Source organism: Polaromonas sp. (assembly GCF_030689685.1).
Lineage (GTDB): Bacteria > Pseudomonadota > Gammaproteobacteria > Burkholderiales > Burkholderiaceae_C > Polaromonas.
This window is the reverse complement of sequence record NZ_JAUYEY010000006.1, coordinates 143656-159545: the sequence shown is the minus strand read 5'-3', so window position 1 is coordinate 159545 and position 15890 is coordinate 143656. Positions and strand designations below refer to the sequence as shown.

6 protein-coding genes are annotated in these 15890 nt (G+C 59.5%); 5 read left to right on the top strand and 1 reads right to left on the bottom strand.

Annotated features, from left to right (window positions below):
* Positions 1 to 2 precede the first annotated feature (2 nt).
* Positions 3 to 947, bottom strand: coding sequence for an allantoinase PuuE (puuE, locus tag Q8O29_RS01595; protein ID WP_305560300.1), 945 nt, complete (start codon positions 945 to 947; stop codon positions 3 to 5).
* Between the two features lie 85 nt (positions 948 to 1032).
* Here puuE and uraH point away from each other — a divergent pair, with 85 nt between their 5' ends.
* From uraH to Q8O29_RS01570, 5 genes are all read left to right on the top strand, one after another.
* Positions 1033 to 1386 carry a hydroxyisourate hydrolase gene (uraH, locus tag Q8O29_RS01590; protein WP_305560299.1) on the top strand — a complete coding sequence of 118 codons (354 nt, stop codon included), beginning with the start codon at positions 1033 to 1035 and terminating at the stop codon, positions 1384 to 1386.
* A 325-nt stretch (positions 1387 to 1711) separates the two neighbouring features.
* On the top strand, positions 1712 to 3901 hold the full coding sequence (locus Q8O29_RS01585; protein WP_305560298.1) for a peptidase domain-containing ABC transporter: 2190 nt from the start codon (positions 1712 to 1714) through the stop codon (positions 3899 to 3901).
* Between the two features lie 271 nt (positions 3902 to 4172).
* Positions 4173 to 5540 carry an HlyD family type I secretion periplasmic adaptor subunit gene (locus Q8O29_RS01580; protein ID WP_305560297.1) on the top strand — a complete coding sequence of 456 codons (1368 nt, stop codon included), beginning with the start codon at positions 4173 to 4175 and terminating at the stop codon, positions 5538 to 5540.
* Positions 5541 to 5788: 248 nt separating this feature from the next.
* On the top strand, positions 5789 to 6394 hold the full coding sequence (locus Q8O29_RS01575; RefSeq protein ID WP_305560296.1) for a hypothetical protein: 606 nt from the start codon (positions 5789 to 5791) through the stop codon (positions 6392 to 6394).
* A 2-nt stretch (positions 6395 to 6396) separates the two neighbouring features.
* Positions 6397 to 15816, top strand: a complete 9420-nt coding sequence (locus Q8O29_RS01570) for a calcium-binding protein (protein WP_305560295.1) — start codon at positions 6397 to 6399, stop codon at positions 15814 to 15816.
* Positions 15817 to 15890 lie beyond the last annotated feature (74 nt).

The window sequence follows — 15890 nt, the reverse complement described above, 5'->3', positions numbered from 1 at the left end:
GATCATTCTTTGAAAGGGTGGACGTGTTGCCAGTGTCTGGCAATGTCAATGCGGCGGCAGATCCAGACATACTCGTGTTGTTGGATGTGATCGAGAAATTTCTGCAGCGCCACGATGCGGCCGGGCCGGCCCAGCAGGCGGCAGTGCATGCCGATGCTGAGCATTTTGGGCGCGGTCTCGCCCTCGGCATACAGCGCATCAAAGCTGTCGCGCAGATAGATAAAAAAATCATCGGCCTGCGAGAAACCCTGGGGCAGGGCAAAGCGCATGTCGTTGGTGTCCAGCGTGTAGGGCACGACCAGGCGTGGCACCAGCGTGCCGTCGCTGCGCTCGACCTTCATCCAGAAGGGCAGGTCGTCGCCGTAATAATCGCTGTCGTAGGCGAGGCCACCGTCGTCGGCGACCAGCCGGCGCGTGCGCGGACTGTCCCGGCCGGTGTACCAGCCCAGTGGACGCTGGCCGGTCATCTGCGTGATGATGTCCAGGCCCAGGCGCATGTGTTCACGCTCGGTGGCTTCATCGACGTTCTGGTAATTGATCCAGCGCAGGCCGTGGCAGGCAATCTCATGGCCGAGTTCAACAAAAGCAGCGGTCAGCTCAGGGTGGCGCTGCAGCGCCATGCTGACACCAAACACCGTCAGCGGCAGCTGGCGTTTTTCAAACTCGCGCAGGATGCGCCAGACCCCGGCGCGCGAGCCGTATTCGTAAATGCCTTCCATGCTCAGGTGGCGATCCGGGTAGCTGGGCGGATTCGCCATCTCGGAGAGAAACTGCTCGGACCCGGCGTCGCCATGCAACACCGAGTTTTCGCCGCCTTCTTCGTAGTTGAGTACAAACTGCACGGCGATGCGGGCCTGGCCCGGCCATTGCGCATGCGGTGGGGTGCGGCCGTAACCAACAAGGTCGCGGGGGTAGGGCAGGGTGGTGTCGTAAGTGGTCGTGTTCATAACAGCGCCATCGAAATGGCGTTGAAAGTGTATACACTTTCAGTGGACCCACTATCGCCCCAGCGGCAACCAACAAGGAAATGACATGGGTTTGAGCACACATGTGCTGGACACCATGCACGGCACCCCGGCGGCCGGCATGTTGGTCGAGCTTTACACCACAGAGGGCGGGCTGGCAGTGCTGGTCAAAGCCTTTGCCCTCAACAGCGATGGCCGCAACCCGGACGGCCTGCTTTACGACAGCAGCAGCCTGCAACGCGGCACCTACCGGCTGGTGTTTGATGTGGCGGCGTACTTCAGCGGCTGCGGCGTCACGCTGCCAGAGCCCAACTTCCTGAACAAAGTCAGCATCGACTTCGGCGTGGCCGACACCAGCCAGCACTACCACGTACCCCTGCTGGTCAGCCCCTGGAGTTATTCGACGTACCGGGGGTCGTGAACCCGTTCGGGCCAACATGCGCGCGCCCTTCATGGGACAGCGAGCGAGTACGGCGGCTCTGATTCAAGCCGGGGCCGCGGATCTGGCTTTGCCAGTCCGCAGGCGCAGCGCCCCCTCGGGGGGCAGCGAGCTACACGCAGTGAGCGAGCGTGGGGGCTCTAGTACTTACCCGTGGTTTACGCCCTACCCCTGTCAACATTGACAGGGGTCAGCCACACGCCTACCTCGATTTGTAGATAAATCAGCATCGTTTCGCGATGTTTCAAACATATGCTGTGCGCATACGAATTGAGGGAGAGCTCACAAGCAGCTTGTGGGTAGGGGCATGAACAAAGAATATTCACAAACCGACTTTGTGTGGGCGCTGCAAACCTTGTGCGCGGTATACCGCCGCCCGTTTGACGCGCAATTGCTGCTACAGCAGTTTCCGCCGCCCTATGACGAGGCTGCCTTGGTGCGCGCGGCGCGCGGCTTGGGCTTTAAAACCCAGCTTCGCGCCATAGACCCCCAGGTGCTTGACCAGTTGCCCTTGCCCCTGCTGGTGGAGTTGCGCAACATCAACACCGCTGAGGCCAGCGCTGAGCCGAATGAGGGCATAGCAGACATCGGCCCGCCTGCCTTCACTGCCTTCACACTGGGCGTGGTGATTGCTGTGAGTGACGACCAGGCGGTCTGGCTACCCGCCCACACCAGCTTGCCAGTGACAAACGCCAGGGCTGAATTTGCCCAAACCCTGAGTGGCCAGGCCGTGTTGCTGTACCCGGAAGACGAAGCCGTGCGCGACCCTGATGCCACTGCCGCTATCGGCCCGTCCTTCGGCTTCAGCTGGTTTGTGCCCGAGTTGCTCAAGCACCGCAAAGTCTGGCACGAAGTATTGGGCGCCAGCCTGGTGCTGCAACTACTGGCGCTGGGCTTGCCCCTGTTTACCCAGGCCATCATAGATAAAGTGGTTACACATCGCACCGAGAGCACGCTGATTGCCCTGGCCATAGGCATGGCGGTGTTCATGTTGTTTGCTGCGCTGCTGACCTGGGTGCGCCAGTACGCAATTTTGCACACCGGCAACCGGGTTGATGCGGTGTTGGGTGCGGCAGTGTTTCAGCACCTGTTTCGTCTGCCACCCAGGTATTTTCAAAACCGGCCCACCGGCGTGATTGCCGCACGCTTGCACGGGGTGGAGGTCATACGTGAGTTCATTGCCTCAGCAGCCGTCACCATTATCTTGGACCTGCCATTTTTGCTGATCTGCGTGGGCGTGATGTTTTACTACTCGGTCACGCTGACGCTGATCGTGCTGGGCATTCTGGCCGTCATCGCGCTGCTGTCTTTTCTGGTGGCTCCCATCTTTCAAACGCGCCTGAACCAGCAGTTCATGCTGGGCGCGCGCAACCAGGCTTTCCTGACCGAATACATCGCCGGGCTGGAGACCGTCAAAAGTCTGCAGTTTGAGCCGCAATTGCAAACCCGTTATGACGGCTATCTGGCCACTTACCTGCAGTCAGACTTTCAGACCAAACAAATCGCCAACACCTACAACGTGGTGGCCAACACGCTGGAGCAGATGATGACGCTGCTGATACTGGTCACCGGCGCGTGGATTGTCATGCACCCCGACACCGTGGCCCTGGCCGCAGGCACGGGCAGCGTTTTCACCATTGGCATGCTGGTGGCTTTTCAGATGTTTGCCGGCAAGCTCAGCCAGCCCATGCTGCGCATGGTGGGCCTGTGGCAGCAGTTTCAGCAAGCCCGCCTGGCGGTGGACAGGCTGGGTGACCTGATGAACGTAGCCACCGAGCCCTACCGCCTGGCGCCCAGCCGCAAAAGCGAGGCCAGGGGCGCGATTGAACTGATAGACATCGGCTTTCGTTACGCGCCAGATTTACCGCTGCTCTACAAAAACGTCAACCTCACGATTGCGCCGGGCCAGACCGTCGCCATCATGGGGCCCAGCGGCACCGGCAAATCAACCCTGACCAAACTGCTACAGGGCTTTTACCGGCCCACCGAGGGGCAAATAAAAGTGGACGGCATCGACATCCTGCACCTGAGCGCCAACGAGCTGCGCGCCAACTTTGGTGTGGTGCCGCAAGAGACGGTGCTCTTCAGCGGCACGGTGTATGACAACCTGATCATGGCCAACCCGCACGCAAGCTTTGACCAGGTGGTGCAGGCCTGCCAGATGGCTGAAATTCATGACGCCATCCAGGCGCTGCCCCAGGGCTACCAGACCGAGATTGGCGAGCGCGGCGCTGGTTTATCGGGCGGGCAAAAGCAGCGCCTGGCCATTGCCCGTGCTTTGCTCAAAAAACCCAAGGTACTGATTTTTGACGAAGCCACCAGCGCGCTAGACGCACAAACCGCCAACTCTTTTGCCACCACGGTCAACGCCTTGCGCGGCAAGGTCAGCATGCTGTTTGTCACGCATGCGCTGCCCAAGACCTTGCAGGTGGACGAGATATTTGTGATTGGCGGCGGGCATGTGAAAAAGATCATCCAACCCAAGGCGGTCGCATGATAACTACTCAGGTCGCTGCATGCGCACGCTTTTCTTGCCCCCTCGCCCTCTGGGAGAGGGTTGGGGTGAGGGCCAGCAAGCCACAACATACGACAGCTCTATGCATAGACCGCCAGCCCTGTCTTGCAGACCGCAGCCCGGCCAGAGTCCGCGCCTCTTCACGCTGTCCAGATGCGCTCAAGTGCGTCTGGAACCGCAGCGTTCAGTCCCCGCCATCTCCCAGGAGGAGAGGGAGTAAAACCAACCCCGACCACCTGAGTAGTTACGTCAAATGAGCACTTTGTCCCAAGCCCTCACCAAACGCCTGCTGCCCGACGCCGCAGAGTTTTCCCCCGGCCTGCTGGCCATTCAGGAAAGCCCCATGCCCAAGCTGCCGCGGCTGATTTTTTACATCGTTGCTGCGCTCTTTACCATTTTGCTGGCCTGGGTCATCTTTGCCAAGGTAGATATTGTGGCGGTGGCCGAAGGCAAACTGGTGCCCATCAGCTACACAAAAATCGTGCAACCGGCCGAGGCCGGCGTGGTGGCTGAAATTCTGGTCAAAGAAGGCGACCTGGTGCAGGCCGGGCAGGTGCTGATTCGGCTCGACCCGACCATGACCAGCGCCGACAGCCGCAGCCTGGCCAGCGAATTGACTTTAAAACGCCTGACACTGCGCCGCGTCGACGCAGAGCTGGCGGGTGTACCGCTGGCCATCAAAAACGGTGACGAGCCGGCCATGATTGCCCAGGTGCAAGCCCAGGCCAAAGCGCATCTACAAGCTTTCACTGACTCACTGGCTCAAGAGGCAGCCACGCGCGAACGTGCGCAAAACGAATTGCGCGCAGCCCAGGAAACGTTAACCAAACTCAAAAGCACGCTGCCCAGTTATGAGCAAAGCGCCAAGGCCCACAGCAAGCTGGTGGCCGAAGGTTTTTTGAGCCCGATTGCCGGCAACGACAAAGAGCGTGAGGCGATTGAAAAATCACAAGACCTCAAAGCCCAGGCCGCCACCGTGCAAGGCCTGCTGTCCACCATCACCGCGCAAGACAAAAAAATTGCGGGCCTGGCCAGCACCTTTCGCAGCCAGTTGCTGATTGAGCGCACCGAGGCCATGGGCCAACTGGCCAAGCTGGAGCAAGACACCCAGAAGATGGGCTACAAGACCAGCCTGCTTGAGCTCAAGGCGCCGCAGGCCGGCATCGTCAAAGACGTGGCCACCACCAGCAAGGGCGCCGTGGTGCAGCCCGGCATGGTCTTGCTGACCCTGGTGCCCAAGGGCGAGCAACTGCTGGCCGAGGTGCAGGTTAAAAATGAAGACGTGGGTTTTGTGCGCGCAGGCCAGCAGGTCAGGGTCAAGGTGGCGGCCTACCCGTTTCAAAAACACGGGCTGATCGAAGGCCGCATCCAGACCCTGGCGCCCGACGCGCAATCAAACAACAACACCAACCCCGGCCAAGTTGCGCCGCAGGGCTACAAAGCGCTGGTCAAACTGGATACACAGTTTCTCGAATCCCTCAACGGCGACACCAGCCAGCGCAAGGGCCTGGAGGCCGGCATGCAAGTCGCCGCAGAGATTCACCAGGGGCGCCGGACCATCATGGCGTATTTGCTGAGCCCGGTGCAAAAGGTGTCGGCTGAAGCGGGGAGGGAGCGGTGAGGCGGGTGTCGAGTTCTGGAGATGCTATGAATTTAGTAGCTGCTTGTGCACACCCAATAAGGGCTATAGGCCGATTTTATCCAATAGTTTGTAGACTCAGCCTTCAAGCCAAATCGTGCCCTAGCCCACGCCAATGCTTGTTGGGTAGCTATCGAATTAGTAGCGGCTACAGACACAGCGACAAACCAGGGCTACTTGTTGCCCCGGACGGCATTTACTAGAAATACCGAGACCCAAAAAGGACTGAAATGAGTTACTTCAAAAAGTTGCTGCAAATATTGGTAACTTTGCTTGCTGCCCTGCAACTGACTGCCTGTTCCAGGACTGTGCAATGGGAGGAGGAGGTTCCGCTGAATACGGGGGAGATGATTGTGGTGAAACGCACTGGTAGCTACACGTTCAAGAGCGCACCCGGCAACCCGCTGGAATTTGGTTATGGGCCTGAGTGGCGCTCCACCATTGAGTTCACTTATAAGGGCAGGCGATATACACATACCGATGATGCAGGTTTGGTGCTTTTAGCGATTGCGCCGGATGGGACGCCGAATTTGGTAGCTTCGGCAGCAAACCACGACTGGCAATGGAAGAACAACTATTTCTGCACGACCCCATTTTATGTTCAGCTTAAGCCTGATAGCTCGGGCAAACAGTGGAGTTGGCCCGAACAAATCGATTCATGGCTATACAACTTGCCAACAAATTTGATCTTTGGACTAGTGCCTTTAGAAACCAGTGGGAGAAGACTTTCTCCGGCTGACCGCGTTGTAAGCAATGCGTCCGTCACGGTAGCGTTCAAACACTACCAAACCATCGATCCAACTCATACAACCCAAAGCTGCCCTAGGAGAAAGTAATCATGGCTACTGAAAAAGAATTTGCGTTGCTCTCGCTTAAAGCCTATGCCGCTAGTGAACCGAATGATCTTGTGCTTACCGATTGGCAAGAACTTAAGCCACGAACACAGGGCACCCAAGGCTTCGCGTACGCCGTCTTTCGCAACAGCAGCAGCAACGAGATCGTTATTGCTTTTCGCGGTACAGACGACTTAAGCGTTGACTGGTTGGGCAACGGTGGCCTACTCGTCGCCCAAGAGCGGCAAGCCGCCAAGGTCTATGCCCAAGTGCTGCGCGACTACGGCAGCGATGCGCAAGGCAGCAACATCAGCTTCACTGGTCACAGCCTGGGCGGCGGCCTGGCCGCCACCATGGGGGTGTGGTTCAACCGCCCAGCTACCGTGTTTGACCCTGCACCCACGCAAAGCGTCGCCACGGATTTTTCCATCGTCAACTCAGTGATCGGCATGCTGGGCAGCTTGGCCCCGCAAAGCATTCGGGACTATGCGGCGAGCGTCTCAGCACAATTCGCCGCCCGAGAAAGCAACGTCACCAGCTACTACGCCCCCGGCTCGCCAGTGCATACCATCAGCACAGACTCAAACACAATCACCGGCGCAGGCCAAGGCAACCCGGTGCAGTTTGGCTTTGCGGAAATGAACGGCGTGGCCGGGCTTGTCAATATGCACTCTCAGGCCCTGCTCACTGCAGGTCTGCTGACTCCGGCATTTGCTCAGGCCACCGTCGCCGTGCAGCGTGCGTTGCCTATGGTATTCGACAAAGCTTTTTATAACTTAAGAGCGGATGGCACTGAGCACAACTTCCTCATCGACCTCATCCGCAGCGAACAAGGCACAGGCGACAAACTCACTCACTTCGCTTCTGACCTCTCAAAGCTAGGCACCAACATCGCCGGTTTAAACAAAGTCGCCCAAGACGCATTAATCGCCCAAGGCATCGAGTGGTACTACTGGCAAGGCACAGACTACGCAGGCCAGGAATTCTTCACTAAAACCGGCGAGTTGCTGCAATACACCAGCGCCAAAGGCGAGGGTCTTGCAGGCGCACTGAACAAAGCCGATCTATACGCTCTACCGTGGATCACGGCCATTGCTGCCGAGCATGTCACCGGCGGCGTTGCATTTCCCGCCTTCGGTACTGTCTATGACCAATGGAACGTAGCCGCAGGCTCCAGCGGCGTGACCGGCACAGCGCGCAACGACGCCAAGGCACAGATATTCCTCGGAAACGCCGGCGCAGACAACTTCACCGGCGGCAGCCTGGACGATGTCATGTTTGCCGGCACCGGCAGCGACACACTCGACGGCGGCGCAGGCAACGACACACTGCACGGCGGCACGGGTGATGACCGCCTCACGGGCGGCACAGGCAGCGACCGGCTCTACGGCGGCGACGGCGACGACACCCTGACTGGCGCAGAGAACAACGACGCCCTGTATGGCGGCGAAGGCAGAGACACCTATATCGTCGGCACGGGCAAAGACACCATCCGAGACAACACAGACGGCGAAGGTTTGCTCAAAACCGAAGCTGGCGTCAGTCTGTCCGGCGGCAAAGCGGCAGGCAAGCGCAACACCTGGGTGGGCGAACAAGGCGAGACCTACACCTTCGCACCAACCCAGGTAGGCCAGGCAGGCACTTTGACCATCGCCAAACTCGATGCAGGCGGCAAAGTCAAGATCGAGAAATTCGATCTGGCGCAAGCCCTCGACAATGGCTATCTAGGCATCAAACTAGACAGCACGCCCAAGGTGGCGCTGACCGGCGACAGCATCGCCAACTTCTGGAGCGACGTCAACGCCGACATCGCCAGCCTGGCAGGCCAGTCATCGAACCTGGCCGAAGGCACCGGCAAGGGGTTCACCGTCTTCTTAAACGCAGCGGCCAAAGCCGGCGACACCCTCACCCTGGCGCTGGCCGATCTGGCCGACAAGTTCAAAGCCATCCTTGGCGACAGCAAAGTCAATGCCGACGGCGCCGTCATCACACTGGCTGAAGGCCAGACCCAAGTCAGCTTTGCCCTGGTGCAAGAAGGCGAAGTCACCGTAGACGCCAGCGCGCAACTCAGCGTCACATACCAGGGGACAAGCCAAAGCGCGACGTCCAACAACTGGGGCGTCAACCTGACGGACGCAGGCGAAGCCACCCACACCTACACCGGCGACCAGCGCGCCCCGTTGACTGGGAGCAGCCCGTATTACGAATGGCTGGAAACCAGTTGGGCTGCTGACGGCACCCTCCTGGGCGGGGTGATGGAAGAGAACTTCAACGACGTGATTGGCGGAGCGGCTGGAAACGACAAGATCAGCGGTCTGGGCGGCAACGATGCGCTGCTTGGCCGCGCGGGCAACGACGAAATTGACGGCGGAGACGGGGACGACCTGCTTCTTGGCGGCACCGGCTCAGACCGCATCCTGGGCGGCGAAGGCAAAGACCTCATCTTCGGCGCCACGTCATTGTCCCTGGGCCAGCGCATCAGAACGGATGATGCCTGGGAGCTGCCGGAAGGCCAGACAGTCTGGACCCAGGGCAGCACCTGGGGCATAGGGATAGACGCCCAGTACCGGCTGATTCTGCCTGGCGACAACGATGCGGTGCTGGACGATGCGCCCGACGTGATGGACGCTGGAGGCGGCGACGACAGGGTGTATGCCGGGCACGGCGCAGACAACATCCAGGGCGGGGGTGGCGCCGATGAAGTCTGGGGCAATGGCGGCAGCGATGTGATTGATGGGGGAGAAGGCAGCGATGTACTTTATGGCGATGGCTTCGACGGCGTGACCGGCTACAAGAGGGCACCTTGGGCGCTGCATGGCGGCGACTTTATGGATGGTGGGGCGGGTAACGACTACCTCTTTGGCTTAGGCCAAAATGATGCGCTGTTTGGCGGCGCCGAAGACGACTTTCTGGTTGGTGACTACTACTGGAACAGCATGCTGGCGGGTCAATACCACGGCGACGACTACCTGGACGGGGAAGATGGGGACGACACCCTGCTTGGCGGGGGCAAAGGCGACACCTTGTATGGCGGGGCCGGCAATGACCGCCTGGTGGGCGATGACCAGACAGACACGCTACTGGCGCCCTTCCATGGCGATGACTACCTGGATGGCGAGGGGGGTGACGACACCTTATTTGGTGGGGGGATGAACGACACCTTGTTTGGGGGTTCAGACGGCGACTCGCTTTATGGAGACGATACCGAGACTATTCTGGCCGGTGAGTTCCACGGCACAGATTATCTGGATGGCGAGGAGGGCAACGACTACCTGTTCGGTGGCGGCAAAGATGACACTTTGTTTGGCGGTGCGGGCAACGACCAGTTGCATGGAGACGATGCCTTCGCTCGGTTAGGCGGTGAGTTTCACGGAAACGACTACCTGGACGGCGAGGACGGTGACGATGTGCTATTTGGTGGCGGCGGCAACGACACCCTGTTGGGAGGTGTTGGCGCGGACCAACTACAAGGCGATGACAATCAGTTAGGCGGTCAATACCATGGCGATGACAACCTCGACGGCGGAGCAGGCGCTGACCGTTTGTATGGGCAAGGGGGCGATGACAACCTGCAAGGCGGCGAAGGCAATGACTTGCTGCTGGGCGATGAGCGCGAGGCGACGCTCGCCGGGCAGTATCACGGCAATGACTTCCTGGACGGTGGCAATGGTGACGATATTCTGGAAGGTGGAGGTGGCGCTGACACCCTGATCGGTGGGGCCGGTGATGATCTGCTGCATGGCGATGCGCCCACCGAACTGCTGGCCGGGCAGTGGCACGGCAACGACAACCTCTACGGCGGCGCTGGCAACGACACCCTGATTGGAGGTAGCGGTGCCGACTACATGGACGGCGGAGCAGGCGACGACCGATATGAAGCCGGAGCCGGCGACACCGTGACCGACAGCAGCGGTAGAAACACTTTGACCCTGGCCGATGGCGAGCCCCATGCGGTGAGCGCCAGCGGCAGCGACCTGGTGCTGGACTACGGCAGCAACGGCAGCCTGATCATCGCCGGGGCCTTGAGCGGCGGCATGGCCTCTATCGACGGCACCGCACTGAGCCAATGGCTGCAAGGCCGCCTGACAAATTCAGTGAGCGTGTCCACCACCGGGGACAACCAAACGCTGACCGGCGGATCAGGCGGTGATCAACTCACCGCACTGCATGGCGGGGCCATCTTGCTGGGCGGTGGGGGCGGTGACACGCTGTTAGGCAGTGCCGGCAACGACACGCTCAGCGGTGGCAGCGGCAACGACGTGCTGGACGCAGGCGATGGTGTCAACCTGCTGACGGGGGATGAAGGCAATGACACACTCAGCGCGGGCGCGGGCGACGACACACTCGATGGCGGGGAAGGCAACGACACCCTGTCAGGCGGCGCGGGCAACGACACACTGCGTGGCGGCGCGGGCAACGACGTGATCGACGGCGGCGCGGGCAACGACGTGATGGATGCCGGCAAAGGGGCCGACACCTTGATCGGCGGTGCGGGTTTGGACACTTACAGGCTGGGCTACGACATGGGCCAGGCTACTCTGCTGGACAGCTCGCCAGAAGGCTCGGTAATTGAGCTTGATGCGTCAGGGCTGCAACTGCAAAGCTTGACTGCCAAACGCAGCGCCAACGACCTGGTGGTGCAGGTACGCGGCACAGACACCAGCATGCGCATCAAGGACTATTACGGTGCGGTGCAGACCTCCTGGGTGTTCAAGGACGCTCAGGGCAATGCGCTGTCGGCGCAGGCGCTGATCGATGCGTCAAAACCCCAATGGGGCGATTTGCAAGCCAGTCTGATCCAGGAGTTCAAGGCCTGGGCGCGGGGCAGCATCGGCGAGAAATATGCTGGGGAGGGGTACATCCGGCAGGTTGATGGCACTTGGTTTCGAGCCGTTGATTCCGACCGCTTCAGGGGCACATTTTTCAACGATAGCCGTGAACTGACACAACAATCTTTATATACGCATCGGTTGCTTGCAGATCTCAACAACGTGTGGACGACGACTTCTTCTACTGCTCTCAGCACAACTTGGACCAAAAGCCAGTGGGCGCAATATGAAGCTTCGGCGTTTGACACCCTAATTTCCTTAGACGATCAATCCCAAGCCGTCTCTGCCGAACTCGTTACTTTGAATCCTGTAAGCAGTAGTTCTGCCAGCCAAGCGGCTTGGAGCGCTGTGACTTGGAACAACTATTCCACCTACACGCCAGCGACTTCTTGGGGCATGCCCTTCGCTTACCAGTGGCCGCAAAGCTCGCCAGTTGAATTGATTTCCGAGCAGAAAAAATACGTAGAAACCTATAAGAGCTATTCAGGTAGCGGGAGTACGCTCACTTTTAATACCCCGGCAACGGTGGCGCTGGCAGGGCCTTTGCCTGACTATATTCGGGTCACTCTCACGCACAACACTCTGAGCTACAACCTGGGGACAACCACGCTGACTGACGGCGACCATACGGTGATGGCCAACCGTTATTCGGCGGTCATTGGCGGCGTGGGCGACAACATCATTCACGGCGCAGGTTTTGCGTATGGTGGCACGGGCAACGCCAGACTCATTGGTGGTGAGACCCTGATGGCGGGCAACGGAGATCAGTACCTTGAAAATGGCCGAACCATGGTGGTGGGTGATGGCCGTACCACGGTGGCAGGTAAAGCCCTTGGGTACATCTATGAGGTCCCACATTACGAAAACTATGTTCAACGGCTGTATGAACAGCCCGACACCCGCATTTTGATAGATCCAAACAATACGGGGATGGATCTTTTGGTGAGCGATGACAATTCGCAGACTGATCGAAACAATGATTGGATAGATGATTCGGTTGAAGCCATTTATCGGGGGCAAGGTATTCGGGATGCGCGTGAAAGTTACCAGTATGGCGGCAAGTTTTTTGTAGGCTCGGAAGAGAGTTACGGGGGCTATCACGATACCCTTGAAGATGCACGTCGTGTCTATAGTGAGGTAACAGGGTCGGATGCTTTAGCTGGCTGGGCCCCCAGTTACTACGTCAAGCCACTTCCCGTGCTTTTAAAAAGCCTCACCTTTGACGCACAGGAGTGGGGCCCAGCCAGCAGCTACTACGCCACGTACCCGCTGCAGACCGTCATGCTGACGGCGAATAGTTTTGCAGCCCTGCAGCCTTACCTGGACGCCGGGCTGCTGCCTATGAAAACCGTCCACTTCGGGCAGGAACTGACGCTTGGCGACATCAGTTTGTCCTGGAGCACAGCCATCTCGCCGCTGGACGGCAGCGAGCGCGTAACGCTTGACCTGCAATGGGGCGCCGACCAGGGCGTGCGGGTCATGATTCCACGCGTCAACGACCCGCTCAACGGCATGATCGGACAGTTTGAGTTTGCGGACGGGCAGGTCATTTCGTTGGGAGGTCTGATTGCCCTGGCGCCATCTGCCCCCAGTTTTGATATTGGATTTACACGGTTTTATGCCGGAATGGGGCAGCAAACTGTAGCCGCAAATTTGCTGCAAGGCATTGATGCAGGGGCAATGGCGGCGGCGGATATTTTGGTGGAGAGTGACGGCGTGGATCTGGTTATTTCCGCCGGCAGTGGTCAAGACAGCTTGCGCCTCACGGGCTGGTACACCGATAGAGAGAACTATTCGGATATCTTTTTGACATTGAGCAATGGTTCCTTTATCTCATTCCAGGAGCTTGACGACAGAGGTCTGGTGAAAGACGGTAGCGCCGGTAACCTGACCCTGTACGGCGTGCCCGACTTCGCCACCACCTTCATTGCCGGTCCGAACACAACACTGATTGGCCAGTCCGGCAACGACACCTACGTGTACAACGCCGGAGCCGGTGAGGTGCATATCAGCGACCCCGGCGGCGGCACCTTGCGCTTCGGCGCCGGCATCACCCAGGGCATGGTCAGCCTCGGCCTGGGCTCACTGATGCTCACGGTAGGCGGCCCAGGCAACGCCATCCACTTGGACGGCTTCAACCCCCAGGACGCCGCCAACTTCTTAAGCGTGCAGAACTTCGAATTTGCCGACGGCAGCGCGCTGAATTTTGAAGAACTGCTGCAAAAAGGCTTTGACATTCGCGGAACGACCAATGCAGACACGCTTACCGGCACCAGTGTCAATGACCGTTTCCATGGCGGCGAAGGCGCAGACCGCATGACAGGTGGCCTGGGAGACGACACCTACCACATAGACAACACTGGTGACGTGGTGACCGAACTGGCTAACCAGGGTACAGACACCATCATCACCACGGTCAGCAGAACTCTGTCTGCGAATGTAGAGAACCTCACCCTGTCAGGCCTCGACGCCATCAACGCCACCGGCAACAGCCTGAACAACGTCCTCACAGGCAATGCCGCCAACAACACCCTGAACGGTGGTGCCGGTGCCGACACGATGCAAGGCCGTGCAGGCGACGACAGCTACTACGTTGACAACGTCGGTGACAACGTCACCGAAGCGCAAGGAGAAGGCACAGACCGCGTCATCTCATCGATCAGCTACGCACTGGGCGCCAACGTAGAAGACCTGCAACTCTCAGGCACAGCCAATATCAACGCCAGCGGCAATGCCCAGGCCAACAAACTCACCGGCAACAGCGGCGCCAACACCCTGTACGGGCTGGCCGGGGACGACCGCTTGACAGGTGGCCTGGGCGTTGACGCTCTGTACGGCGGAGCTGGCGACGATCTGTACGAGGTAGACAACGCAGGTGATACCGTGATTGAGCTGGCGGGCGAAGGCACAGACACGGTCGAAGCCACAGTGACCTACACCCTGAGCAGCGATGTTGAGAACCTGATCCTCACCGGCACAGCGGCAGTCAATGCCACAGGCAACGCGCTGAACAACCTGCTGCAAGGCAATGCGGCCGACAACACCTTGACCGGCGGCGCCGGCAACGACAGCTTGAACGGCATGAAAGGTGCAGACACCCTGATAGGCGGGCTGGGCAACGACACCTACCTGTTTGAAGACGATGTAGACACCATCGCAGAAGACGCTGGCGGCGGGCGCGACACCTTGGTCAGCCGTTTCTCCGCTACCCTGGCAGCCAACGTAGAAGACGGTGTGCTGTTGGGCTCAGCGATCAGCCTGACCGGCAACGAACTCTCCAACGTGTTAACCGGCAACAACGCCGCCAACACCCTGGACGGCGGTGCGGGCGCGGATGTGCTGATAGGCGGCAAAGGCAACGACACCTACATCGTGGGCAGCCAGGCCGACACCGTCATCGAGAATGCCGCAGAGGGTAGCGACACCGTGCAGTCCAGCGTCAACTACAGCCTGGCAGACAACGTCGAGCATCTGCTACTGACTGGCAATGCCGAGGCCGGCATGGGCAACGAGCTGGCCAACAAACTCACGGGCAATACTTCCTCCAACAAACTCTGGGGCCAGGCGGGCAACGACGAGCTTGACGGCGGCTTGGGCGCCGACATTCTGATAGGCGGGCTGGGCAATGACAAATACTGGGTTGACTCCTCTGACGATCTGGTGGTTGAAAGCGCCCTGGAAGGCACCGACACGGTGTATGCCAGCGTGTCTTACGCCCTGGCAGACAACATAGAGCGCCTGACCCTCATCGGCAGCGCCAACATCAACGCCATCGGCAACGCCGGCAACAACCGCCTGGAGGGCAATGCCGGCAACAACGTGCTGTTTGGCGGCCTGGGCAACGACACCTATATGTTTGGCCGGGGCAGTGGCCGCGACATCATTGCCAACTTCGACGTCGGCAAACCTTCGGGCGACACGGTGCAACTGGGTGCAGGCATCGTTGATGCCGACATCAGCCTGCTGCGCCAAGGCGATGACCTGGTCTTGAGCATCAACGGCAGCGCCGACCAGCTGACGGTAGCCAGCTACTTTGAAAACGGCGGCAAAGGCGCCAACGCGCTGGAGAAAATCCGCTTTGCCGACGGCAGCAGCCTGAACCATGCGGCAGTGCTGAGCCGAACCGCCGTGGACAGTGGAACATCCGCAGCCCAGGCTTTGCCGGCAGAAGTGCGCACCGGCAACCCGACAGCCCTGTTTGATGCACCTGCCGCAGCAGCCACAAAGACCAGCGATGCAGCAATCGAGCCACAAACCGTGGCCGAATCGATTGCAGCGGCCAGAGCGCGCTTTGAGCAAGGCCTGCAAGCCCTGAAATACAGCGTTGACGAGCAAAGCAGCTTAAGCCGCAGCGAGTTTGCCGAGCGCAGGGCTTTGCCGCTGCTGTGGAACCTGCAGGACGCCTTGCTGGATATGCAACTGGCCAAGAACCCTGACGGGCGCTTCACGGCAGACATCTCGATAGACAGCCGTGGCTCCAGAGACCTGGGCCTGACCATTGGCCTGCTGGGCGGTGTCAGCGGCATGGGCGGTCGGCTTGACCAGGTGGCCAGGCCAGCACAGGTGCAGCAGTTTGATTTGGCTCAGATGGGGTGAGCGGGGCTGGTTTTACTCCCTCTGCCAGAAGGAGAGGGAGCAAGACCAACGTGCTGCGTTTCATGGTTGAATAC